Below are 22,753 nucleotides of genomic sequence, written 5' to 3'. Positions count from 1 at the left end.
CGGTGGCGGTTGGGTGCGGGGGTCTCGACGTGCGCTCGCTGGCGCTCGCTGCTCGACCACCGGTGGCGGTGGGGTCGCCGGGTTTCGAGGCGGGACTTCGTCCCTCCTCAACCAACGGCGACGCGAGGGTTTCCCCGCTTATCGCGGACGGCGGCGGTCCCTAGCGTCCTGGCATGAGGATGATCCGGCTGGTCTGCCTGACGACCGCACTGACCGGGAGCCTGCTGCTGCCCGGCGCCACCACCCCCGCCCAGGCGTTCGAGAGCAACGGGCCCGACATCGCCGTCGCCAACGTGACCGCCCACCTGCGGGCGCTCTCCGACATCGCCGCGGCCAACGGCGGCAACCGGGCCCACGGGACCAGCGGCCACAACGCCAGCGTCGACTACGTGAGGGGCAAGCTCGACGCGGCCGGCTACACCACCCAGAAGGTCGCTTTCACCTACAACGGCAGGACCGGATACAACCTGATCGCCGACCTGCCGGGCGGCGACACCGCCAACACGGTCATGGTCGGCGGCCACCTGGACAGCGTCACCGCCGGCCCCGGCATCAACGACAACGGGTCCGGCTCGGCGGCCATCCTCGAGGTGGCGCTGCGGCTGGCGGCCAGCGGCGAGACGCCGACCAAGCACGTCCGCTTCGCCTGGTGGGGCGCGGAGGAGCTGGGCCTGGTCGGCTCGACCCGCTACGTGCAGGGCCTGACCGCGACCCAGCGCTCGCAGATCGACTCCTACTACAACTTCGACATGGTGGCCTCGCCCAACCCCGGCTACTTCCTCTACGACGGCGACAACTCCGACGGCACCGGCTCGGGCCCCGGCCCGTCCGGCTCGGCCCGGCTCGAGCAGGTCCTCGCCGACTACTTCACCGGCATCGGCGTGCCCACGCGCGGCACCGACTTCGACGGGCGCAGCGACTACGGCCCGTTCATCCAGTACGGCATCCCGGCCGGCGGCACGTTCACCGGCGCCGAGGGCCGCAAGACCGCCGCGCAGGTGCAGCTCTGGGGCGGGACGACCGCCGCCTACGACCCCTGCTACCACTCCTCCTGCGACACTCTGGCCAACCTGAGCACGACCGCGCTCGACCGCAACGCCGACGCCATCGCGCACGCCGTGTGGACCGTCGCCGAGGTCGGCGACGTCCCGCCGCCCGCGCCCGTCTGCGCCGAGGCGACGGCGCGCGGCACGCTCGCGTCGCGCGCGACGTCGTACCAGCCCACGACCAGCGGCTTCACCGCCGCCGCGGGAGTGGTCAAGGGCTGCCTCGACGGCCCGAGCGGCACCGACTTCGACCTCTACCTCCAGCGCCGCAGCTCCTCCGGCACGTGGTCGAACGTCGCCGCGTCGGAGAGCTCGGGTGCGGACGAGGAGGTCACCTACACCGCCGCTGCCGGCACCTACCGGTGGCGGGTCTACGCCTACTCCGGGTCTGGTGCGTTCACGTTGGGGTACGACGTGCCGTAGCGGCTCTGGGGGTTTCGAGACGGGACTTCGTCCCTCCTCAACCCACGGCGGTGACCCCTCTACGCTGCATCCGTGAGGTTCCAGCGGTCGGCCGCGCTCGTCGCGGTGGGCGTGCTGGTGTGGGCGGTGGGGCCGTTGATGCTGCTGCTCGCCCTTGCCGCGCTGGCTCACCCCCGAGTGCGACACTGGCTGCGGCCGACGCGGCGGGTGGTCGCGATCTGGGCGGCGACGGTCGTCGCGCTGGTCGGGATCGTCGTGCTGGTCCCGGACGGCTACCTGCCGGTCCCGCCGGGGATCGGGGCGATGACGGCACCGCGCTACACCGGGCGCCCGGCGATCCCGCGGCCGATCGAGCTCGACGTGCCGCAGCACCCGCGGCTCGCGGCCAACGGCAGCAGCTCGATGCACAACGACGGCTGGTCCTCCGACGCGTACGCCGGTCCGGGGCCGCTCGGTGAGTCCCCCGAGGTCGACACCGCCTGGTACGGCGTCAAGGAGTGCGCCACGCTCGCCTTCGACACCCACCAGCGGCTCGTGGCGATGTGCGGGAGCTGGTCGGGGCCGGTGCTGCAGGTGATCGACCCCGAGTCGATGCGCCCGCAGGACACCCTCGACCTGCCGCCCCGCCGCGACAACGGCAACGGCAAGCGGCGGTGGGAGGACCTCTGCGGGGGCTCCTACTTCTTCCTCGACGACCAGGACCGCGCGGTCGCGGCCACGACCGAGCGCACCATCGTGGTGGTGACGACCGCCGACGGCGACGGCGAGCCGGACCTCACCGTGCAGGCGACGTACGACCTCACGAAGCAGGTGCCCGAGGACGACTGCCTGGTCGCGCTGATGCCCGACTGGGAGGGCCGGATCTGGTACGCGACCGAGGACGGACGGGTGGGCTTCGTCGACAACGGCACCGGCAAGGTCACCGTGCTCGACCTGGGCGAGGAGATCTCCAACTCGCTGGCGGTCGGGCGCGACGGCGGCGTCTACGCGGTCACCGTCGACGCCCTCTACCGGCTCGGCGCCGACCGCGCCCGGCGGCCCGCGGTGCGCTGGCGTGCGCCGTACGACCGCGGCACGAAGACCAAGCCCGGCCAGCTGAGCCGCGGCAGCGGGACCACCCCCACGATCCTGCCGGGCGGGCTCGTGGCCATCACCGACAACGCCGAGCCGCGCATGCGGGTGCAGCTCTACGACACCGACGACGGCGACCTGGTCTGCCAGCGCGCGGTCTTCGCCGACGGCGCCAGCGCGACCGACAACTCCCTGGTCTCGGTGGGCGACGGGGTGATCGTGGAGAACAACCACGGCTACCGCAACCCGCTCAGCACGCTGCTCGGCTTCACGCCGCAGGGCGGCTTCGCGCGCGTCGACGTCGCCGACGGCGAGTGCGAGCTGGCTTGGACCTCGGAGGCCGTCGCGCCGACGTCGGTCGCCAAGGTCTCGCTCGAGACCGGCCTCGTCTACGCCTACACCAAGCGCTCCAGCCTGCTGGGCGTCAACGCGTGGTACTTCACCGCCCTCGACGCCCGCACCGGCCGCACCGTCTGGTCGGTGCGCACGGGCATCGGCTCGATGTTCAACAACCACTACTCCGCGGTCACGCTGGCCCCCGACGGCTCGGCGTACGTCGCCACGCTGGCCGGGCTCGTGCGCGTGCGCGACCGCCGCTAGGCCGATCCTTCGACTCCTCTTGACAGTTTTGGCTAACGACATTAACTTTAGGGCTAATCCAACGAGCCAAGCCCCAGGAGCCGTCATGACCGACACGCTGACCATCGACAGCTTTACCCTCGCCTACGACGTGACGGGGGAGGGCCCGCTGGTGGTGCTCGCCCACGGCATGGGCGACTCGCGTCACTCCTACCGGTTCCTGGTGCCCCTGCTGGTGCAGGCCGGCTACCGGGTCGCCAACCTCGACATCCGGGGCAGCGGCGACTCCAGCCTCGGCTGGGACGACTACAGCCGCACCGCGATGGGCGGCGACCTCGTCGCGCTGGTGCGCCACCTCGGCGGCCCGGCGGTGATCATCGGCCAGTCCATCAGCGGCGGCGCCGCGACCGTCGCCGCGGCCACGGCGCCGGAGCTGGTCGTGGGCCTCATCGAGCTCGCGCCGTTCACCCGGGCGCAGAAGATCCCCCTCGGCGCGATGTTCACCAATCCGCGCTTCCGCAAGGGCTCCCTGCGCCTGCTCGGCACGATGATCTTCGGCCGGCTCTCGAGCTGGAAGAAGTACCTCGACCTGGCGATCCCCGTGAAGCCGGCCGACTGGGACGCCGAGCTGGCGCGCATCGACGCGAAGCTCTCGGAGCCCGGGCGCATGAAGGCGCTGCAGGCCATGACCAAGACCGACCCGGCCGACGCCGGCGCCATGCTCTCGAAGGTCGCGTGCCCGGTCCTCGTGGTCCAGGGCAGCGTGGACCCCGACTGGGCCGACCCGGTCGCCGAGGGCGAGAAGGTCGTGGCCGACCTGCCCGACGGGCTCGGCGAGCTGGTCGTCCTCGAGGGCGTCGGGCACTACCCGCACACCCAGTCCCCCGACGAGGTCCTCGCCCTCGCCGTGCCGTTCCTGACCAAGGCGTTCGCGACCTCCTAGGACGAGGCCTCGCCGTCGTCGCGGTCCTGCGCCTCCGCGCGGGCCCGGGCGCGCAGCTCGTCCTGCTTGCGGCGCCGGGCGATCTCGCCGCGGGCCACGACGAACGCGAGGATCACCGGCCACACGAAGTGGGCGTTGTCCAGCGCCCACTCCAGCCATCCCGGCAGGCTGACGTCGGGCAGGTCCGGCAGGTCGGGCAGCGGGATGGACGGCAGCGACGGCAGGTTCGGCCAGGGGATGCTCGGCAGGTCCCAGTCGGGCCAGTCGATCGAGAAGGCGACCCGCGCCAGCAGCAGGGTCACCAGGATCGGCACCACCACCGCGGCCACGCCGCCCGCGGTCTGCACGAGCGCGTAGCGACGCGGGTTCGCCCGCACGCGGTCCTCGTACGCCGCCGCCGGGCTGTCCTCCTCGGGGTCCAGGTCGATGCCGGTCAGCTGACCCTGCGGGGTGACCGTGGCCCGGCGCGGCTTGCCGAGGCCGCTGAAGCGCAGCGACAGGGCACCGACCTCCGGCCGGTCAGGGGCGGTCAGGCGCGGCTTGTCGTCCGCGCTCTTCTTGTCCAGCACCAGGTCGCCGTCGACCCACCACTGGATGCGTCGCGACACCGAGCCGCGCACCTCCACGCGGTGGGCGCGGCCGTCAACGCGCAGCTCCCAGGTCTGGAGCGGCGCGTCGGTGGGCATGGCCACGACGCTAGGTCGCCCGCCGGGGTCGCCGCATCGGCCCGGGGTCGGACCTGTTGCGACTTTGGTCAGGGGTAGGAGATGCCGGTCGTCTGCTCGCTGAGCTCCCACAGCCGTCGCTGCGACTCGGGGTCGCGCGACGCCTTGTCGCTGGTGACGACCTGCGGCGCGCCGGCCATCTCGCCCAGGCCGCTGGGCCCGCAGAAGGTGCCGCCGGGCAGGTCGGCGGTCGCCGCCATCAGGCTCGGCCAGGCGCCGGCCGACGCCGACTGCGAGACCGCGCGGATCGCCGCGTCCAGGATCGTCGCGATGCCGCCCGAGGACCGGCCGTACTGGCCGTTGGCGGCCAGGTGTGTGCCGGCGAAGCCCGGGTGGGCGGCGTAGGCGTGCAGCGGCAGGTCGGCCGCGGTGGCCCGGCGCTCGAGCTCGTAGGTGGACAGCAGGTTGGCCAGCTTGCTCGCGCCGTAGACGGGCCACTTGGAGTAGCGGCCCTCCTGCACGTGCGGGTCGCCGAGCGGCGCCGCCTTGGCGAAGCGGTGGAAGATCGAGGACACGTTGACGACCCGCGCATCGCCGCTCGCGAGGAGCTGGGGCATCAAGAGCCCGGTGAGCAGGAACGGCCCGAAGTGGTTGGTCGCCAGCTGCAGCTCGAGGCCGTCGGCAGTGCGGGAGTAGGCCGTGCCCATGACGCCGGCGTTGTTGACCAGCACGTCGATCGGCCCGAACGCCGTCGCGCGCTCGCCCGCCGCCCGCACCGAGCCGAGGTCGGAGAGGTCGACGGTGAGCTTGTCGAGCAGCGCGTCGGGGACCTCGCCGCGGATCTCCTTCTCGGTCTCGTCGAGCTTGGCCTCCGAGCGCCCCGAGAGGATCACCCGGGCGCCACGCCGGGCCAGCTCGAGGGCGGTGTGGTGGCCGAGGCCGCCGACCGTCGTGCCGGTGACCAGCACGGTCCTGCCGGTCTGGTCGGGGATGTCGTCGAGCCGCCAGGCGCTCATGGCGTCGTCGCCATCGCGCCGACGACCCGGCTGCCGAGATCGGTGTCGCCGACCACCTCGACCGCGCCGGGCTCGGCGGGCCGGCGGCCGCCGGCGAGCACCACGAAGCTGGCGCGGTCCATGCGCAGGCAGGCGGTCGGCTCGGGCGGCGGTGCGGGGAGCCGCTCGCCGCGACCGGCGTCGTTGACGGCGAAGGCGAACGGCTCGCTGCCGGCCATCTCCAGCACCAGCGTCGAGCCGGCGGGTGCGCCGGCCTTCTTGGCCAGGACGTAGCCGAGGCTCTCGGCGAGGTACTCCGCGGTGTGCCGCGCCGGCGCACCGTCCATGCCGCCGGGCCGGCCGACCGCGCGGCGTACGTCCTGCTCGTGCATCCACACGTCGAGCGGGCGGTTGCGCAGCAGGGTCTCCCAGGTCCACGGCACGCCGGCGAAGATGACGGCCGGCTTGGCCTGGCCGTCGGTGGGCGGGTCGGCCAGCAGCGCCGTGTGCCGGGCGGTCGCGGCGGCGCGGATCTCGTTGATGAGCGCGTCGGGGTCGGCGCCACGGCGGTTGACCACGCCGATCTCGGTGTAGAGCCCCATCAACCCCGTCACGTGCGCCGGCTCACCGACCTCGGCGGTCTCCTCCGGCGCGCCCGCGAGGATGCCCTCCAGGTGCGCGATGTGGGCGGCGACGGCGCGGACGTCCCAGCCCGGCAGGTCGGTGGGCAGGTCCCACTCCTCGGGGCTCAGCGACTCGAGGACGGCGGTGAGGTCGTGGATCGCCTCCCACCACACCTCGACGTACCCGGCAAGACGTTCCTGGTCGGTCATGGGCCGCAGCCTAGTGAACGCCGCCCGGCGGGTCAGCCCAGCGCCAGGCGGAGCGCGATGGCGAGCATCGTGAGGCCGATGACGACGTCCAGCACCCGCCACGCCCGCGGGGTGGAGAACAGGCGCTCGGCGAAGCGCGAGCCGAAGCCGAGTGCGGTGAACCACAGCACGCTGGCGGCTCCGGCGCCGGCCGCGAACCACCACCGGCCGTCGCCCTCCGCGGTCGCGATCGACCCGAGCAGCAGCACGGTGTCGAGGTAGACGTGCGGGTTGAGCCAGGTGAGCGCCACCGCGGTGCCCACCGCGCGGCGCAGGCTCGGGGCGCCGGCCCGCGCGGCGGCCAGCGACTGGGGGCGCCGGGCCCGCTGCAGCGACCTCACGCCGTACCAGGTGAGGAAGGCGACGCCGAGCCACGTCACCACGTCGAGCACCCACGACGCCTCCTCGACCACGCTGCCGATCCCGCTGACGCCCGCGACGATGAGCACCAGGTCGGAGAGCGCGCAGACGGCCACGACGGGACCGACGTACTGCCGTACCAGGCCCTGCCGCAGCACGAACGCGTTCTGCGCGCCGATGGCGATGATCAGGGTCAGGCCGGTCACGAGACCGGCGGAGGCGGAGTGCAGCACGGGACGACGCTAGGTGCTGGCGCACCATCAGACCAGTGAAAGATCCTGGATGATCATTAGCATCGCTTCATGGAGCCACAGCCCGCCCAGCTCGCCGCCCTGGTCGCGATCGTCGAGCACGGCACGTTCGACGCCGCCGCCCGGCACCTGCACGTGACCCCCAGCGCGATCAGCCAGCGCGTGCGGGCGCTCGAGTCGGCGGCGGGGCAGGTGCTGGTGCAGCGCACGACGCCGTGCCGGCCCACGGCCGCGGGGGAGACGCTGCTGCGACTGGCGCGCCAGACCCGCCTGCTCTACGACGAGGCGCGCGACGCGCTCGACGAGGGCGCCCGCGAGCGGCTCGCGCTCCCCGTGGCGGTCAACGCCGACTCGCTGGCGACCTGGTTCCGTCCGGTGCTGGCCGAGGTGGCGGCGTGGCCCGGCGCGGTGCTGACGCTGCACGTGGACGACCAGGCCCACACCGCCGACCTCCTGCGCACCGGCGACGTGCTCGCCGTGGTGACCTCCGAGCCGCGTGCCGTGCAGGGCTGCGTCTCCGAGCAGCTCGGCGTGCTGCGCTACCGGCCGGTCGCCGCGCGGGACTTCGCGGAGCGCTGGCGCCGCGGTCGCTCCTTCGACTGGGCGCACATGCCGGTGGTGGTCTTCAACGAGAAGGACGCCCTGCAGCACGACCACCTGGTCGAGCGGACCGGGTCGGCCGCGCCGCCGCCGGTCGTGCACCGGGTGCCGACGTCGGCGGACTTCCACGAGGCGGTGCGGCTCGGCCTCGGCTGGGGGATGCTGCCCGAGCCGCAGTCGGAGCCCGACCTCGCCTCGGGGCGGGTCGTCGCGCTGTCGGCCCGCAGCCGCCTCGACGTACCCCTCTACTGGCAGCGGTGGCGTCTCGACAGCCCCGCGCTCAACCGGCTGACCGACGCCGTGCGCGCCGCCGCCCGAGCGGGCCTGCGTCGATCCTGAAACATGCCGGAAACATGGGCGACTTCCCCTGTCTTTTCTGCTGGCTAGTTTGCTCCCATGTCTGGAAACGCCGTACGCCTGCAGGCCATCAAGGATGTCGAGGCCTTCGTGCCGCCGGCGGTCAGCTTCGACCCGGGGGAGGAGCCCGGCCAGATCTTCGGGGAGAACGTCTTCAGCGTCAGCGTGATGCAGAAGCGGCTGCCCAAGTCGGTCTACAAGTCCGTCCTCGCCACCATCGAGAAGTCCACGCCGCTGGACCCCCTCGTCGCGGACGCGGTCGCCTCGGCGATGAAGGACTGGGCGATGGAGAAGGGCGCGACCCACTACGCCCACGTCTTCTACCCGCTGACCGGCCTCACCGCGGAGAAGCACGACAGCTTCCTGGACCCGGTCGGCGACGGCACGGCGTTCGCGTCGTTCTCCGGCAAGACGCTGATCCAGGGCGAGCCCGACGCGTCGTCGTTCCCCAACGGCGGCCTGCGCAACACCTTCGAGGCGCGTGGCTACACCGGCTGGGACGTGATGAGCCCGGCCTACGTGCTGGAGAACCCCAACGGCAACACCCTGTGCATCCCCACCATCTTCATCTCGATGACCGGCGAGGCGCTGGACCACAAGACGCCGGTGCTGCGCTCGCAGCAGGCGATGGCGGTGCACGCCAAGCGCGTGCTCCAGCTCTTCGGGCACGACGAGCCGGAGAACGTCGTGGCCTACTGCGGCCCCGAGCAGGAGTACTTCCTGGTCGACAGCCACTTCTTCCTGGCCCGCCCCGACCTGCTCAACGCCGGTCGCACGCTCTTCGGCGCCAAGCCGCCGAAGGGCCAGGAGTTCGACGACCACTACTTCGGCGCCATCCCCGAGCGCGTGCTCGGCTTCATGATGGACACCGAGCGGGAGCTCTTCAAGCTCGGCATCCCCGCCAAGACCCGGCACAACGAGGTCGCGCCCGGCCAGTTCGAGGTCGCGCCGATGTTCGAGCGGGCCAACGAGGCCTCCGACCACCAGCAGCTGCTGATGACGACGTTCAAGGCCATCGCCAAGAAGCACGGGATGGAGTGCCTCTTCCACGAGAAGCCCTTCGACGGCGTCAACGGCTCGGGCAAGCACGTCAACTTCTCCCTCGGCAACTCCGAGCTCGGAAGCCTGCTCGTGCCGGGCGACAACCCCCACGACAACGCCCAGTTCCTCGTCTTCTGCGCCGCGGTCATCCGCGCGGTGCACCTGTACGGCGGTCTGCTGCGCGTCTCGGTCGCGTCGGCGTCCAACGACCACCGCCTCGGCGCCAACGAGGCGCCGCCCGCGATCATCTCGATCTTCCTGGGCGACCAGCTGGCCGACGTCTTCGACCAGATCGCCAAGGGTGGTGCGACCCGCTCCAAGGAGAAGGGCACGCTCACCATCGGCGTCGACACCCTGCCCAACCTCACCAAGGACCCGGGCGACCGCAACCGCACGTCGCCGTTCGCCTTCACCGGCAACCGCTTCGAGTTCCGCGCGCCGGGGTCCAACCAGACCGTCGCCGGCCCGATGGTCATGATCAACACGATCATGGCCGAGGCCCTCGACCACTGCGCGACGTCGCTCGAGGCGGCCGTCGCCGCCGGCACCGACTTCAACGAGGCGGTCCAGACCCTGCTCGCCGAGATCGTGGCCGACCACGGCGCGGTCATCTTCAACGGCAACGGCTACTCCCAGGAGTGGCCCGTCGAGGCGGAGCAGCGGGGCCTGAAGAACCTGCGCACCACCGTCGACGCCCTGCCCGAGCTGATCGCCCCCGAGGCGATCGAGCTGTTCTCCAAGTACGGCGTCTTCAGCGAGCGCGAGATGCACAGCCGCTACGAGATCGGGCTGGAGCAGTACGTCCTCTCGATCAACGTGGAGGCCAACCTGACCCTGGAGATGGGCACCACGACGGTGCTGCCCGCCGCGACGCGCTACCAGACCGAGCTCGCCGCCAACATCGCCGCGCTGGCGGCCGTGGGCATCGAGGGCGACCGGACGATGCTCGAGTCGGTCACGACGCTGGTCGCCGACCTCCGGTCCGGCCTCGCCGACCTGACGACGGCGTTGGGCGGCCTGCACGACCACGAGGGGATCGCCGAGGCGACCTTCGCCCGCGACAGCGTGCTGCCGGCCATGGCCGCGACCCGCGCCGCAGCCGACGCGCTCGAGGCCCTGGTCGCCGACGACCTGTGGCCCCTGCCGACGTACCAGGAGATGCTCTACATCCTCTGAAATGACCGCTGACCCGCCCGAAGGTGTCGGGCGGGTCAGCGGTCGGTGAGTCAGAAGCTGGACTCGTCCAGGTCCATCAGGGAGAGGTCGATGCTCTCGGCGATGGCGCGCTCGGCGGTCAGGCGCGGCAGGTTGGTCTGCGCGAAGAACTGCGCGGCCGCGACCTTGCCCTCGTAGAACGCCTTGTCCTTGCCGGGGTCGCCCGAGAGCTTCTCCAGTGCGACCTCGGCGCCCTTGAGCAGCAGCCAGCCGCACACGACGTCACCGAGGGCCATCAGCAGGCGGGTGGTGTTGAGGCCCACCTTGTAGATGTTGCGGATCTCGCCCTCGGCCGACATCAGGTCGTTGATCATGTGACCGACGATGGCGTTGGCGTCCTCGAGGGCCGTGGCGAGCAGCGCCCGCTCGACCTTGAGGCGACCGTTGCCGGCCTCGGAGTCGATGAACGACTGGATCTCGCCGGCCAGGTGGCCCAGCGCCTTGCCCTGGTCCTTGACGATCTTGCGGAAGAAGAAGTCCTGGCCCTGGATCGCCGTGGTGCCCTCGTAGAGGGTGTCGATCTTGGCGTCGCGGACGTACTGCTCGACGGGGTACTCCTGCAGGAAGCCCGAGCCGCCGTAGGTCTGCAGCGACTCGGTGCCCAGCAGGACCCACGAGCGCTCCGAGCCGTAGCCCTTGACGATCGGCAGCAGCAGGTCGTTGACCTTCTCGGCCAGCTCGTCGCGCTCGCCGGCGTGCTCGGCCAGCATGACCTTGTCCTGCCAGCTGGCCGTGTAGAGCACCAGCGAGCGCATCGCCTCGGCGAACGACTTCTGCGTCATCAGCGAGCGGCGCACGTCGGGGTGGTGGGTGATCGTGACGCGCGGGGCGGTCTTGTCGCCGGACTGCGTCAGGTCGGCGCCCTGGCGGCGCTCCTTGGCGTAGTCGAGGGCGTTGAGGTAACCGGTCGACAGGGTGGCGATGGCCTTGCTGCCCACCATCATCCGGGCGTTCTCGATGACCTGGAACATCTGCGCGATGCCGTCGTGGACCTCGCCCAGCAGCCAGCCCTTGGCGGGCTCGCCGCCGTGGACGTTTGCGTCGCCGAACGTGACCTCGCACGTGTTGGAGACCTTGATCCCCATCTTGTGCTCGACGTTGGTGACGTAGGCGCCGTTGCGCTCGCCGGTCAGCTCGCCGGTCTCGTGGTCGAAGTGGAACTTCGGCACGAGGAAGAGGCTCAGGCCCTTGGTGCCCGGGCCGCCGACGCCGTCGATCCCGACGGGACGGGCCAGCACGAGGTGCATGATGTTCTCGCTCATGTCGTGCTCGGCCGAGGTGATGAAGCGCTTGACGCCCTCGATGTTCCACGAGCCGTCGTCGTTGAGCGTGGCCTTGGCGCGGCCGGCGCCGACGTCGGAGCCGGCGTCGGGCTCGGTGAGGACCATGGTGCAGCCCCACTGGCGCTCCACCATGAGCTGCGCGATCCGCTTGTCCCGCTCGTTGCCGTTGCGGTAGACGATGTTGGCGAACGGAGCGCCGGCGGCGTACATCCACACCGGCGCGTTGGCGCCGAGCACCATCTCGCCGAGCGCCCACAGCAGGCTGGAGGGGGCGGGCTGACCGCCGAGCTCCTCCATGAGCTGCAGGCGCCACCACTCGGCGTCCATCCAGGCCGCGTAGCTCTTCTTGAACGACTCGGGGAGGTCCGCGGTGCCTGTGGTGGGGTCGAAGACGGGCGGGTTGCGGTCGCTGTCCTCGTACGACGCCGCGAGGTCCTCGCGCGAGAGGCGCTCCACCTCGACGAGGACCGAGCGCGCGGTCTCGCCGTCGAGCTCGGCGAACGGGCCCTGACCGAGGACCTCGTCGCGGCCGAGGACCTCGAACAGGTTGAACTCGATGTCGCGCAGGTTGCTCTTGTAGTGGCTCACTGGCCCACCATTTCTGTGATCTCGGGGTGCCCGGCTCTGGCAGGGCAGCGTTCGCTACTGACCGGTAACATGATGATAGGCAGCGTGACTGAGCGGCGCAAGCGAACGCTGGGGGGCGTGACCGGCGTCTCCCGATGCTCCGAAGGCCTGTTGGTGCAGTGTTCGGATAGGGATATCTGACACACTCGCCCTATGCGTGTCTCCGCCAAGTCCGACTACGCCCTGCGAGCGCTGATCGAGATGTCCCAGCGCGCCGACGGGCGCGCGGTCAGCGCCGAGGAGCTCGGCAAGCTCCAGGAGATCCCGCACGGCTTCCTCCAGGCGATCCTCGCCGACCTCCGCCGCGCCGGCATCGTGATGTCGCAGCGCGGCCAGTCCGGCGGCTGGCGCATGGGCCGCCCGCCCGGAGAGGTGAGCGTCGCCGACGTGATCCGCGCCGTCGACGGCCCCCTGGTCTCGGTCTACGGCCTGCGCCCCGAGGCGGTCAGCTACAACGCCTCCGCCGAGGTCCTCCAGCACGTCTGGATCGCCGCCCGCCGCTCGCTGCGCGACGTCTTCGAGCAGGTCTCCATCCAGCAGCTCGCCGACCAGAAGCTCCCCAAGGCCGTCACCTCCCGCACCGCCGACGAAGACGCCTGGCAGCCTCACTGACCAGCCGTGCGCGAGGAACGAGCGCACGGCGTGGGGTCAGGGAGATTGAGCAAGCGACGCGACTGAGGAACGAAGTCGCGCGAGCGCGTCGAAATCCACCGACCTATGCGGTGACGCCAGCCCGCAAGCGGCCGCAAGCAAGCCGTTCGACGCACGGGGTCTCGACGTGCGCTCGCTGCGCTCGCTGCTCGACCACCGGGGTGGCTCGACCACCGAGCGTCAGGCGCTGCGCCCCCAGCGCCGCCGCGGCTGCTCGAGCTCGCCGACCCGCGTCTCGAGCGTCCGGTTGCGGCGCTCGAGCCGCTCGACGGCGCGCAGTGCCTCGGCGAGGGCCTCGTCGGTGGGGGCGATCAGCGAGACCGGGTCGGGTGCGGGCGCGACCGCGGGGACCAGGTCCGCGAGGTCGCCGCGGACGTCGACGTCGCGGCTGACGATCTGACCGGCCCAGCGGCGGCCGAGGTCGCGCAGGGCCGCGTGCCGCTCGGTCGAGACCAGGCGCGGCGGGCGCGCGACGGTGGAGACCTCGACGCCGTCCAGCGACAGTGACGCCGTCCCGAAGCCGACGACCTTGCCGAAGGCCTTCCAGGTCGTGGCCGGGCGGCGTACGGGCGGCGACACGATCACGTGCACGCGGTCGGGACGGCCGACGGCCGTGATCCAGCGGTCCAGCAGCGGCCCCAGGTCGAGATCGCCGGGCGTCCACGTGTCAGGGGCGGCGACGGTGATGACGACGTGGCGCTTGAAGCCGCGCAGGCCGTCGAGGAGGAGCTCGATCTGGTCGGTGGTGGCCTCGGCGAGCAGCGGCTGCGAGAAGACCAGGGTGCCGGTGCCGCGCTGGCCGCGCCGGCAGATGCCGGCCCACGCGCCCTCGACCTCCTTGCGGCGGTAGCCCCAGGTGCGGTGGCTGCGCAGGATCTCGATCGCGGCGCGGAACATCTCGTCGGTCGAGGCGGCCGGCGCGTGCACCCCCAGCGCGGACAGCGCGTGCGCGTGCCGCTGGAGGGCGGGCTCGAGGATGTCGCCGGAGCGGTCGTCGAGGCCGACGTGCAGGTATGCCGAGCGCTTGGCCATGCCGCCAGGGTGACCGAGCGCAGTGAGCGGCAGGTGAACCCCTCGTGTCGGCAGCAGGGCCGCTGGCGGAAGGGCCGCACACTAGAACGTGTTTCAGTTCCCGCCTACGATGCCCCCATGATCACGTCGGACGCCATCATCTGGAACGCCCCGAACGACCCGCACCCGGCTCGTGCCGCCTCCCAGCGGTCCTACTCCGCGGTGGCCAAGGGCGACCTGGAGGAGTGGCTCACCGTCTACGCGCCCGACGCGGTGCTCGAGGACCCCGTCGGCCCGTCGATGTTCGACCCCGAGGGCAAGGGGCACCGCGGCCACGACGGGATCAGGGCCTTCTGGGAGCAGGCGATCGCTCCGATCGCGACGTTCGAGTTCACGATCACCGACTCCTTCGCCAACCCCGGCAGCAACACCTGCGCCAACATCGGCTCGATCCGCACGGCGTTCCCCGACGGCAGCCACACCACGACCGACCTGATCATGGTCTACGTCGTCCACGACGACGGCACCGTCGCCTCGATGAAGGCCTTCTGGGAGCCCGACCGCACCATGGCGAGCTTCACCAAGGCCTGAGGCCGCACGAGTCCGCCCCACCCGTCACACCGCCGTCACGAAACTCACGCTTCCCGTACGAAGCTTCATACGGGAAGCGTGAGTTTCACCGGGTACCCGGTGAAACTCCACCAGCACGAGCACGCCGGACAAACGGTGGAACGGGTGTGACCTGGACGGCCCGACCCGCGTCGGAGAGGGTGAGGGCCCACCGTGGGCCCGACCAGGAGTGACATGGCCACCGACGCGGAGTTCGAGGAGTTCGCGCGCTCGCGCGCCGCGCAGCTGTACCGCTCGGCGTACCTGCTGTGCGGCGACGCCCACACGGCCGAGGACCTCGTCCAGGAGACGCTGGCCAAGCTCTACGCCCGGTGGCGGCGACCGCTCGGCGGCCGCATCGACAACCCGGCGGCGTACGCCCAGACCACGCTGACGCGCACCTTCATCAGCGGGCGCCGGCGTCGCAGCAGCGGCGAGGTGCCGTACGCCGACCTGCCGGACGCGCCGCTCGCCGACCCCAGCGGCGGGGCGGACCTGCGGCTGGACCTGCAGGAGCTGCTCGGTGGTCTGTCGGCGCTGGACCGCGCCGTGCTGGTGCTGAGGTTCGTCGAGGACCTCGGCGTCGAGGACGTCGCGCACCAGCTGGGTCTCACTCCCGGAGCCGTGAAGAACCGGAGCATGCGGGCGCTCGCCCGTGCGCGGGACAGGAGCACGACATGAACGACGACAGCACGAGCACCCTCCAGCGGGCGGCGTCGCTGCTCGAGCCCGACGTGGACCGCCTCGTCACCGGCGGTACGGCGCGCGGTCGCCGCCTGCGCCGCCGCCACCGGGTCGGTGGCGGGATCGCCGCCGCGGCCGTGGTCGGTCTCGTCGCGGCCAGCGCCGCGGTGGTCCCGCAGCTCCTGGACGCCGACGGGTCCGTGCCGCGCCAGGGCGCGGTCGCCGCCGACCCCACGCCCACGCCGACGCCCGAGCCGAGGACACCCACCGCGCCGACCCGCCGCCCCCTCGCCGTCACCCAGGCGCAGGTGCCGGCGACGTTCGCCGAGCTGTTCCCGGGCGAGATCACCGAGCTGCCCCAGAAGGAGGTCGTCGACGAGGCGCCCATCGTCGACTTCCAGTGGCAGGGCTTCGCCGTGCGCGTCGGGATCACGCCGGCCGAGTACTCCCTGCCCTACAGCATCGACACGGGCGAGCAGATCGGCACGGCGGCCGGCCCGCGCAAGCGCTGCCAGCAGGGTGGCCTCGGCGGGTGCGTCCCCGGGCCGGACGGCTCCTGGGTCGCGACCTACGTCAACACCGGGCCGGCCGTCGACGGCGGGGTCTCCTCGCGCTTCGTGACCGCCTACACCGCCGACGGCTGGGACGTCATGGTCGTCTCCCACAACGCGGCGTCCAGCAAGGGCTCCGAGCTGCTCGCCGACGAGCCGCCCTTCACCGTGGCGCAGCTGCGCCGGGCCGCGCTCAGCGGCATCTGGTTCGAGTGATCAGTCGGCGCGGGCGAACGCGCGCTCGAGCCACGACACCAGGGGCTTGAGCGCGCGCCAGTCCTCGCGGACGTGGTCGAGCAGCTCGGCGGTGTGGATGAAGTCGGCGAAGCCGTAGGGCTTGCCCGCCGTCAGCGTCTTGTGGCGCAGCAGGTCGATGCGCGGGTGCTGGGCGTCGTAGCCGCGGGGCGTGGTCTTGAGCCGCTCGCCGGTGATCTCGAAGCCGGCCTTCTCCAGCTTGGCCAGGATCCGCTTCAGCGCCGGGCCCGTCTTCTCGTCCGCCACCGCCTCGCGTACGGCGGTCAGGCGCGGCCCCGACGCGTCGTAGAAGCCGGCGCCGACCCGCATGCCGCGCGGCGCGATCTCGACGTACCAGCCGGTCGCCGGACCCGAGGCGACGAAGGCCCCCTGGTGGGTCTTGTAGGGCGTCTTGTCCTTGGCGAAGCGCACGTCGCGGTAGGGCCGGAAGATCTTGGCCGCGCCGAACTCCGGCTCGAGCGTGGCGGTGAGCGCCTTCATCGGCGCGAGGACCGCCTCCTCGTAGACGCCCTTGTGGGCGGCCCAGTAGGACTTGGTGTTGTCGACCTCGAGGTCGTCGTAGAAGTCGAACGCCGCGACGGGGAAACCGGTGAACTCCACGCCGACGAGGCTACGACGTGGCCTCGACGCCCTCGCGGATGGACGACCACGCGGCCCGCACGTGGCTGCACATCACCGACTCGGCCCAGTCGGGGTCGCCGGCGGTGAGGGCCGAGACGAGCTCGTGGTGGTGGGCCAGGCTGCGCGCCAGGGCCTCCGGCGGGTAGCGGGAGAACGTGCGCCACACGAGCGGCACCTGCACCACCGACGCGATGAGGCCCGGGAGCCGGGAGTTGCCCGAGCCCTCGAGCACCAGCCGGTGGAAGCGGTTGTTGAGCTCGGTGAGGCGGTCGAGGTCGGGGGAGCGACCGGCGACGCTCTCGTCCATCTCGTGGGCCAGGGCGTCCAGTGTCGCCAGGTCGGCCAGCCCGCTGGTCGCCGCCAGCCGGCAGCCCCACGGCTCCAGCACCGAGCGGAGGCTGAAGATCTCGTCGAGGTCGGAGGCGTTCCAGGCCTGGACCTGCACGCCGCGGTTGCGCTCGTAGCGCACCAGGCCCTCGGCGGTGAGGCGGCGCAGGGCCTCGCGGACGGGGGTGCGGCTGACGCCGAGGTGGTCGGCGAGGTCGCCCTCGCGCAGCCACTCCCCGCCGGCGCGCTGCCCGGACAGGATCTGCTCGCGCACCAGTCGGTAGGCGTGGTCGGCCGCGGCGCCGGTGCCGGTCTCGGCGGTCGCCGGGGTGGTCTCGGTCATGGTGCGGCGAGGCTATCAGCGCGGGGCCGTAACAAAACCCGGGCAAGCGTTAATTGTATGCAACTTCTGAGACAAGCCATTGACCGATGGCGCGGAGCGGTCCTAGGTTCGCCGCACGACGCCGTGTGTGACCCAGCCCACGGCCCGGGTTGTATGCAAGTTGCACGTCCCCGACGAGACAGGACCTTCATGGACCAGCCCCTTCCCCTGGACGACCTCCGCGTCGTCGAGCTCGGCCAGCTCCTGGCCGGGCCCTTCTGCGGCCAGCTGCTCGGCGACTTCGGGGCCGAGGTGATCAAGGTGGAGGACCCGGGCAAGGGCGACCCGATGCGCCAGTGGGGCCGCGAGAAGCCCTACGGCACGTCGCTGTGGTGGCCGGTCGTCGCCCGCAACAAGCTCTCGGTCACCGCCGACCTGCGCACCGAGGCCGGCCAGGACCTCGTCCGGCGGATCATCGCCGAGGCCGACGTGCTGATCGAGAACTTCCGGCCCGGCACGCTGGAGCGCTGGGGCATGGCGCCCGAGACCCTGTGGGAGACGAACCCCGGACTGGTCATCACCCGCGTCACCGGCTTCGGGCAGACCGGGCCCTACGCGTCGCGCGCCGGCTACGGCTCGATCGGCGAGGCCATGGGCGGCATCCGCTACGTCACCGGCGACCCCGACCGGGCGCCCGCTCGCGCCGGGATCTCCCTGGGCGACTCGCTGGCGGCCGTCTTCGCCTGCCTCGGCACTCTCGTCGCACTGCACCAGCGCGGGCGCACCGGCCGCGGGCAGGTCGTCGACTCCGCGATCTACGAGGCCGTGCTGGCGATGATGGAGTCGCTGGTGCCCGAGTGGCAGGTCGCCGGCTACCAGCGCGAGCGCACGGGCACCACGCTGCCGAACGTCTCGCCGAGCAACGTCTACCCCACCGCCGACGGCGAGATGGTGCTGATCGCGGCCAACCAGGACACCGTCTTCAAGCGTCTGGTGGCCGCCATGGAGCAGCCCGAGCTGGCCGAGGACGAGCGCTACGCGACTCACAGCGCCCGCGGCCAGTGGATGGAGCAGCTCGACGGCGTCATCGCTGAGTGGAGCTCGACGATCGGCGCCGACGACCTGCTGGAGAAGCTGCACGCGCAGGGCGTGCCCGCCGGCCGGATCTTCCGCGCCAAGGACATGTTCGAGGACGCCCACTTCGCCGCCCGCGAGGCCATCGTGCGCCTCGCGCACCCCGACCTGGGCGAGTTCGCCATGCACAACGTCGCCCCCAAGCTCTCGGAGAGCCCCGGTCGGGTCCGCCACGTCGGACCCGAGCTCGGCGAGCACAACGACCACATCTACCGCGGCCTGCTGGGTCTCGACGACGACATGCTGTCGTCGTTGCGCTCGGCCGGCGTGATCTGAGGAGGCACCATGACCTACCGACTCGGCGTCGATGTGGGTGGCACGTTCACCGACATCCTCCTGATCGACGAGGAGACCGGCGAGACCCACCGCGCCAAGACCTCCTCCACCCCCGAGGACCAGTCCGTCGGGGTGCTCCGCGGCATCGAGCGCGCGTGCGCCGCCGCCGGCGTGAGCATGTCGGAGATCTCGGAGGTGTTCCACGGCACGACGGTGGCCACCAACGCGATCCTCGAGGGCAAGGGCGCCCGCGTGGGCCTGGTGACCACCGACGGCTTCCGCCAGGTCCTCCAGATCGCCCGCTCCTTCGTGCCCGGTGGCCTGGCCGGCTGGATCATCTGGCCCAAGCCCGAGCCGCTCGCCGCGCTCGAGGACACCGTCGAGGTGGTCGGCCGCATCGGCGCCGACGGCTCGGTCGTGACCGAGCTCGACGAGGACGACGTACGCCGCAAGCTCGGTGTGCTCGCCACCCAGGGCATCGAGGCGCTCAGCATCAGCCTCATCAACTCCTACGCCAACCCCGACCACGAGCGCCGCGTCGGCGAGATCGCCGCCGAGCTGCTGCCCGGCATCGCGGTGTCGCTGTCGTCGTCCGTGCTGCCCGAGCTGCGGGAGTACGAGCGCACGATCACCACCGTCGCCAACGCCGCGGTCCAGCCGCAGGTGAGGAAGTACGTCGCCAACCTGGAGTCCCAGCTCGTCGACGCCGGCGTCGACGGCAAGCTCTGCATCTTGCGCAGCGACGGCGGTCTCGTCTCCGCCGGTGTCGCCTCCGACAACCCGGTCAACCTGCTGCTCTCCGGCCCGGCCGGCGGCGTCACCGGCGCGACCTGGGTCGCCGAGCAGGCCGGCTTCAAGGACTTTCTCACCTTCGACATGGGTGGCACGTCCACCGACGTCGCGCTGGTGCAGGACCTCACCCCGCGGGTCGGCCGCGAGACGACGGTGGGGGACCTCAAGGTCCGCGCCACCTCCGTCGACGTCCGCACGGTCGGGGCCGGCGGCGGCTCGATCGCCCACGTGCCGGAGCTGACGCAGGCGCTGCGCGTCGGTCCGCAGTCGGCGGGCGCGTCCCCCGGCCCCGCGGCGTACGCCGCCGGCGGCACCGAGCCGACGGTGACCGACGCCAACGTGGTGCTCGGCTACCTCCCCACCGACCTCGCGGGCGGCGAGATCACGCTGGACCGCGAGGCGGCCCGTGCGGCGGTCACGTCCATCGCCGACGCCACGGCCCTCGGCTCGGTCGAGGCCGCGGCCGCGGGGATGATCGACATCGTCAACGAGAACATGTTCGGCGCGCTGCGGCTGGTCTCGGTCCAGCAGGGCTTCGACCCGCGCGACTTCGCGCTGGTGGCCTTCGGCGGCGCCGGACCCCTGCACGCCAACGCCCTCGGGAGGCTCACGGGCGCGTGGCCGGTGATCATCCCGCCGTCGCCCGGCGTGCTGTGCGCCTACGGCGACGCGACCACCAACCTGCGCGACGAGTCGGTGCGCACGCTCGTGCGCCGCTTCGACGAGCTGAGCGACGACAGCCTCCTGGAGATCCTCCAGGAGCTGGGCGCCACCTCGCGCGAGACGCTCGCCAAGGAGGGCGTGGCCGAGGCCGACCAGCGCCTCGTCTACTCCGCCGACCTGCGCTACCACGGCCAGGGCTTCGAGATCCCGGTGACCGTCGACATCGACTCCTTCGACGGCAACGGCGCCGGCATCGCCGCCCTGCGGGCGGCGTTCGACGTCGAGCACGAGCGGCTCTTCTCCTTCGTCCTCGACAACGAGCACGAGCTCGTCACCGTGCGCGCCACCGCCAACGGGCCCCGGCCCGAGGTGGCGGCGCCCGTGCTGGAGGACGGCGACGGCGACCCCGCCGCGGCGCTGGTCGAGCGCAGCGCGGTGTGGGTCGAGGGCGCCGAGGTCGAGGCCGGCATCTACGACCGGGCCCGGCTGCGCGCCGGCGACGTCGTCGCCGGTCCCGCGATCGTCACCGAGATGGACTCCACCACGCTCGTGCTGCCCGGGCACGCGGCCACGGTCCACCCGAGCGGCAGCCTGCTCATCCGCCCCACCGACACGTCCACCCCCGGTTCCGCCGACGGCAAGGAGAACTGACATGGCTCGGCTCATCGAGACCAACACCGAGCCGATGCGCTCGGTGGACGTCGACGTGGTCACCCTCGACCTCGTCGAGAACGCCCTGCGCAACGCCCGCTACGAGATGGACGAGGTGCTGTTCCGCACCGCGCTGTCGCCGGGCATCCGCGAGCAGCACGACGAGTTCCCGCTGATCGCCAACCACGAGGGCAAGATGATGGTCGGCCAGTTCGGGCTGTCCATCCCCGACTTCCTCGACAACTTCGACGGGACGATCGAGGAGGGCGACGTCCTGCTGACCTCCGACCCCTACTCGTGCGGCGCCGCGATCAGCCACGCCAACGACTGGCTCGTGGTCATCCCGATCTTCTTCGAGGGCCGCATCGTCGGCTGGTCGGCGATGTTCGGGCACATGTCCGACGTGGGCGGCAAGAGCCCCGCGTCGATGCCGACCGACGCGCGCACGATCTTCGAGGAGGGCGTGGTCATCCCGCCGTTCCGCCTCTACAAGGCCGGCGTGCTCGACGACGACGCGCTGCGGATCATCCTCAACCAGGTCCGCAAGCCCGACTGGAACCGCGCCGACCTCAACGGCATCGTCGCGGCCTGCCGCACCGCCGCCCGCCGCGTGCAGGAGTTGTGCGCCCGCTTCGGCGTCGACACCTACAACTCCGCCCTGGACGCGCTGCTCGAGCGCAACTACCGCGCGATGAAGGTGCTGCTCGCGATGGTGTTCGAGGAGGGCAAGACGCTGGAGTTCGCCGACTACATCTGCGACGACGGCCTCGGCTACGGGCCCTACGAGCTCAAGCTGAGCCTGACCCGCACCGGCGACAAGGTGCTGCTGGACTTCACCGGCAGCAGCCCGCAGGCGCAGGGGCCGATCAACTACTACATCAACGAGAACCTCGTCCGGATGTTCTTCGGCATCTACATGATCACCGTCGCCGACCCGCAGATCGTCTGGAACGACGGCTTCTACCCGCTGGTCGACGTCGAGATCCCCGACGACTCCTTCTGGAAGCCGAAGTACCCCGCCGCGCTCAACGCCCGCAACCACGGCATCGGTCGGGTCTTCGACCTGTTCGGCGGCCTGCTCGGCCAGACCAACCCGGACCTGCTCAACGCGGCCGGCTTCTCCTCCTCGCCGCACTTCATGTACTCCGGCAACTACGGCGAGGGCGAGCGCAAGGGCGAGTGGTTCCAGCTCTACTCGATCGGCTTCGGCGGCATCCCGGGCCGCCCGATCGGCGACGGCCCCGACGGCCACTCGCTGTGGCCGTCGTTCGTCAACATCCCCTGCGAGTACCTCGAGTCCTACTACCCGCTGCGCATCGAGCGCTGGGAGACCGTGACCGACACCGGCGGCGCCGGCCTGCACCGCGGCGGCAACGCCGTCGAGGTCGCCTACCGCTTCCTCGAGGCCGGCACCATCGCGATCCACGACGACCGCTGGCTGACCTACCCGTGGGGCGTCAACGGCGGCGAGCCGGGCGCGCGCAGCCGCAAGTGGCTGGACCGCGCCGACGGGACCTCGGAGGTGCTCGGCAGCAAGGTGCACGACGTGCCCGTGCTGCCCGGTGACCTGCTCCACTTCGTCACCTGGGGCGGCGGCGGCTGGGGCGACCCGCTGGCCCGCGACCCCGAGCTGGTCTCGCTGGAGGTACGCCGCGGCCTGGTCAGCGCCGAGGGGTCGCGCCGCTACGGCGTGGTCTGCGACGAGGCCGGCGTGGTCGACGACGGCGCGACGACGGCGCTGCGCGAGGAGCTGGGCCGCGGCCGGCCCTCCCCGCTGCCGACGTTCGACATGGGACCCTCGCTGGAGACCATCCTGGAGAGGGCCCTGGAGGAGACCGGGCTGCCCGCTCCCCGGCCCCCGATCGTCAGGTGACGCCC

20 protein-coding genes are annotated in these 22,753 nt (G+C 71.8%); 12 read left to right on the top strand and 8 right to left on the bottom strand.

The window, feature by feature from the left end; translation table 11 throughout:
• The first annotated feature begins 173 nt into the window (after positions 1–173).
• The 3 genes from E4622_RS11650 (at position 174) to E4622_RS11640 (ending at position 4,062) form a co-directional block, all read left to right on the top strand.
• Positions 174–1,469 carry a M20/M25/M40 family metallo-hydrolase gene (locus E4622_RS11650; RefSeq protein WP_209021885.1) on the top strand — a complete coding sequence of 432 codons (1,296 nt, stop codon included), beginning with the start codon at positions 174–176 and terminating at the stop codon, positions 1,467–1,469.
• A 72-nt stretch (positions 1,470–1,541) separates the two neighbouring features.
• The gene (locus tag E4622_RS11645) at positions 1,542–3,140 is read left to right on the top strand and encodes a PQQ-binding-like beta-propeller repeat protein (RefSeq protein ID WP_134740340.1); all 1,599 of its coding nucleotides are present in this window, start codon (positions 1,542–1,544) and stop codon (positions 3,138–3,140) included.
• 85 nt (positions 3,141–3,225) lie between these two features.
• The gene (locus E4622_RS11640) at positions 3,226–4,062 is read left to right on the top strand and encodes an alpha/beta hydrolase (protein WP_134740339.1); all 837 of its coding nucleotides are present in this window, start codon (positions 3,226–3,228) and stop codon (positions 4,060–4,062) included.
• On the opposite strand, the gene E4622_RS11635 is transcribed toward E4622_RS11640, so the two are convergent.
• The 4 genes from E4622_RS11635 to E4622_RS11620 form a co-directional block, all read right to left on the bottom strand.
• Positions 4,059–4,748 carry a hypothetical protein gene (locus E4622_RS11635; RefSeq protein ID WP_134740338.1) on the bottom strand — a complete coding sequence of 230 codons (690 nt, stop codon included), beginning with the start codon at positions 4,746–4,748 and terminating at the stop codon, positions 4,059–4,061. The genes E4622_RS11640 and E4622_RS11635 overlap by 4 nt on opposite strands.
• A 68-nt stretch (positions 4,749–4,816) precedes the next feature.
• Positions 4,817–5,743, bottom strand: a complete 927-nt coding sequence (locus E4622_RS11630; RefSeq protein ID WP_134740337.1) for an oxidoreductase — start codon at positions 5,741–5,743, stop codon at positions 4,817–4,819.
• Positions 5,740–6,555, bottom strand: coding sequence for a maleylpyruvate isomerase family mycothiol-dependent enzyme (locus tag E4622_RS11625; protein ID WP_134740336.1), 816 nt, complete (start codon positions 6,553–6,555; stop codon positions 5,740–5,742). Before E4622_RS11625 ends, E4622_RS11630 begins: the two co-directional genes overlap by 4 nt.
• A gap of 32 nt (positions 6,556–6,587) precedes the next feature.
• Positions 6,588–7,187 carry a LysE/ArgO family amino acid transporter gene (locus E4622_RS11620; RefSeq protein ID WP_134740335.1) on the bottom strand — a complete coding sequence of 200 codons (600 nt, stop codon included), beginning with the start codon at positions 7,185–7,187 and terminating at the stop codon, positions 6,588–6,590.
• A gap of 69 nt (positions 7,188–7,256) precedes the next feature.
• Here E4622_RS11620 and E4622_RS11615 point away from each other — a divergent pair, with 69 nt between their 5' ends.
• Both E4622_RS11615 and E4622_RS11610 read left to right on the top strand, forming a co-directional pair.
• Positions 7,257–8,144, top strand: a complete 888-nt coding sequence (locus E4622_RS11615; protein ID WP_134740334.1) for a LysR family transcriptional regulator ArgP — start codon at positions 7,257–7,259, stop codon at positions 8,142–8,144.
• Positions 8,145–8,201: 57 nt separating this feature from the next.
• On the top strand, positions 8,202–10,379 hold the full coding sequence (locus E4622_RS11610; protein WP_134740333.1) for a glutamine synthetase III: 2,178 nt from the start codon (positions 8,202–8,204) through the stop codon (positions 10,377–10,379).
• A 50-nt stretch (positions 10,380–10,429) separates the two neighbouring features.
• Here E4622_RS11610 and E4622_RS11605 read toward each other — a convergent pair whose 3' ends face one another.
• Complete coding sequence (locus tag E4622_RS11605; protein ID WP_134740332.1) at positions 10,430–12,289, bottom strand: acyl-CoA dehydrogenase; 1,860 nt, start codon at positions 12,287–12,289, stop codon at positions 10,430–10,432.
• 192 nt (positions 12,290–12,481) lie between these two features.
• Here E4622_RS11605 and E4622_RS11600 point away from each other — a divergent pair, with 192 nt between their 5' ends.
• Positions 12,482–12,940: an Rrf2 family transcriptional regulator gene (locus tag E4622_RS11600; protein ID WP_134740331.1), complete on the top strand. Its 459-nt coding sequence runs from the start codon at positions 12,482–12,484 to the stop codon at positions 12,938–12,940.
• Positions 12,941–13,159: 219 nt separating this feature from the next.
• Here the strand turns inward: E4622_RS11600 and E4622_RS11595 are convergent, their stop codons facing one another.
• Positions 13,160–14,011, bottom strand: coding sequence for a hypothetical protein (locus tag E4622_RS11595; RefSeq protein ID WP_134740330.1), 852 nt, complete (start codon positions 14,009–14,011; stop codon positions 13,160–13,162).
• 117 nt (positions 14,012–14,128) lie between these two features.
• Between E4622_RS11595 and E4622_RS11590 the strand changes: the two genes are divergently transcribed.
• The 3 genes from E4622_RS11590 to E4622_RS11580 all read left to right on the top strand — a co-directional run bounded on the left by E4622_RS11590 (position 14,129) and on the right by E4622_RS11580 (position 16,050).
• Positions 14,129–14,581: a nuclear transport factor 2 family protein gene (locus E4622_RS11590; RefSeq protein ID WP_134740329.1), complete on the top strand. Its 453-nt coding sequence runs from the start codon at positions 14,129–14,131 to the stop codon at positions 14,579–14,581.
• A 213-nt stretch (positions 14,582–14,794) separates the two neighbouring features.
• Positions 14,795–15,280, top strand: a complete 486-nt coding sequence (locus E4622_RS11585) for a SigE family RNA polymerase sigma factor (protein ID WP_134740328.1) — start codon at positions 14,795–14,797, stop codon at positions 15,278–15,280.
• Positions 15,277–16,050 carry a hypothetical protein gene (locus E4622_RS11580; protein ID WP_134740327.1) on the top strand — a complete coding sequence of 258 codons (774 nt, stop codon included), beginning with the start codon at positions 15,277–15,279 and terminating at the stop codon, positions 16,048–16,050. The genes E4622_RS11585 and E4622_RS11580 overlap by 4 nt, the downstream gene beginning before the upstream one ends.
• On the opposite strand, the gene E4622_RS11575 is transcribed toward E4622_RS11580, so the two are convergent.
• The gene (locus E4622_RS11575; RefSeq protein ID WP_134740326.1) at positions 16,051–16,689 is read right to left on the bottom strand and encodes a DUF2461 domain-containing protein; all 639 of its coding nucleotides are present in this window, start codon (positions 16,687–16,689) and stop codon (positions 16,051–16,053) included.
• Between the two features lie 10 nt (positions 16,690–16,699).
• A complete protein-coding gene (locus E4622_RS11570) occupies positions 16,700–17,380 on the bottom strand; it encodes a GntR family transcriptional regulator (protein WP_134740325.1) in 681 nt (226 codons plus the stop codon).
• A 189-nt stretch (positions 17,381–17,569) separates the two neighbouring features.
• Between E4622_RS11570 and E4622_RS11565 the strand changes: the two genes are divergently transcribed.
• From E4622_RS11565 to E4622_RS11555, 3 genes are read left to right on the top strand one after another with little or no spacing between them, the layout of a single operon-like run.
• On the top strand, positions 17,570–18,769 hold the full coding sequence (locus tag E4622_RS11565) for a CoA transferase (RefSeq protein ID WP_134740324.1): 1,200 nt from the start codon (positions 17,570–17,572) through the stop codon (positions 18,767–18,769).
• A 9-nt stretch (positions 18,770–18,778) separates the two neighbouring features.
• The gene (locus E4622_RS11560; protein ID WP_134740323.1) at positions 18,779–20,875 is read left to right on the top strand and encodes a hydantoinase/oxoprolinase family protein; all 2,097 of its coding nucleotides are present in this window, start codon (positions 18,779–18,781) and stop codon (positions 20,873–20,875) included.
• 1 nt (position 20,876) lies between these two features.
• Positions 20,877–22,748 carry a hydantoinase B/oxoprolinase family protein gene (locus E4622_RS11555; RefSeq protein ID WP_134740322.1) on the top strand — a complete coding sequence of 624 codons (1,872 nt, stop codon included), beginning with the start codon at positions 20,877–20,879 and terminating at the stop codon, positions 22,746–22,748.
• Positions 22,749–22,753: the final 5 nt, after the last annotated feature.

Source organism: Nocardioides sp. 503 (assembly GCF_004522095.1).
Lineage (GTDB): Bacteria > Actinomycetota > Actinomycetes > Propionibacteriales > Nocardioidaceae > Nocardioides.
The sequence above is the reverse complement of the archived record's forward strand: the minus strand, read 5'-3'. Positions and strand labels throughout refer to the sequence as shown.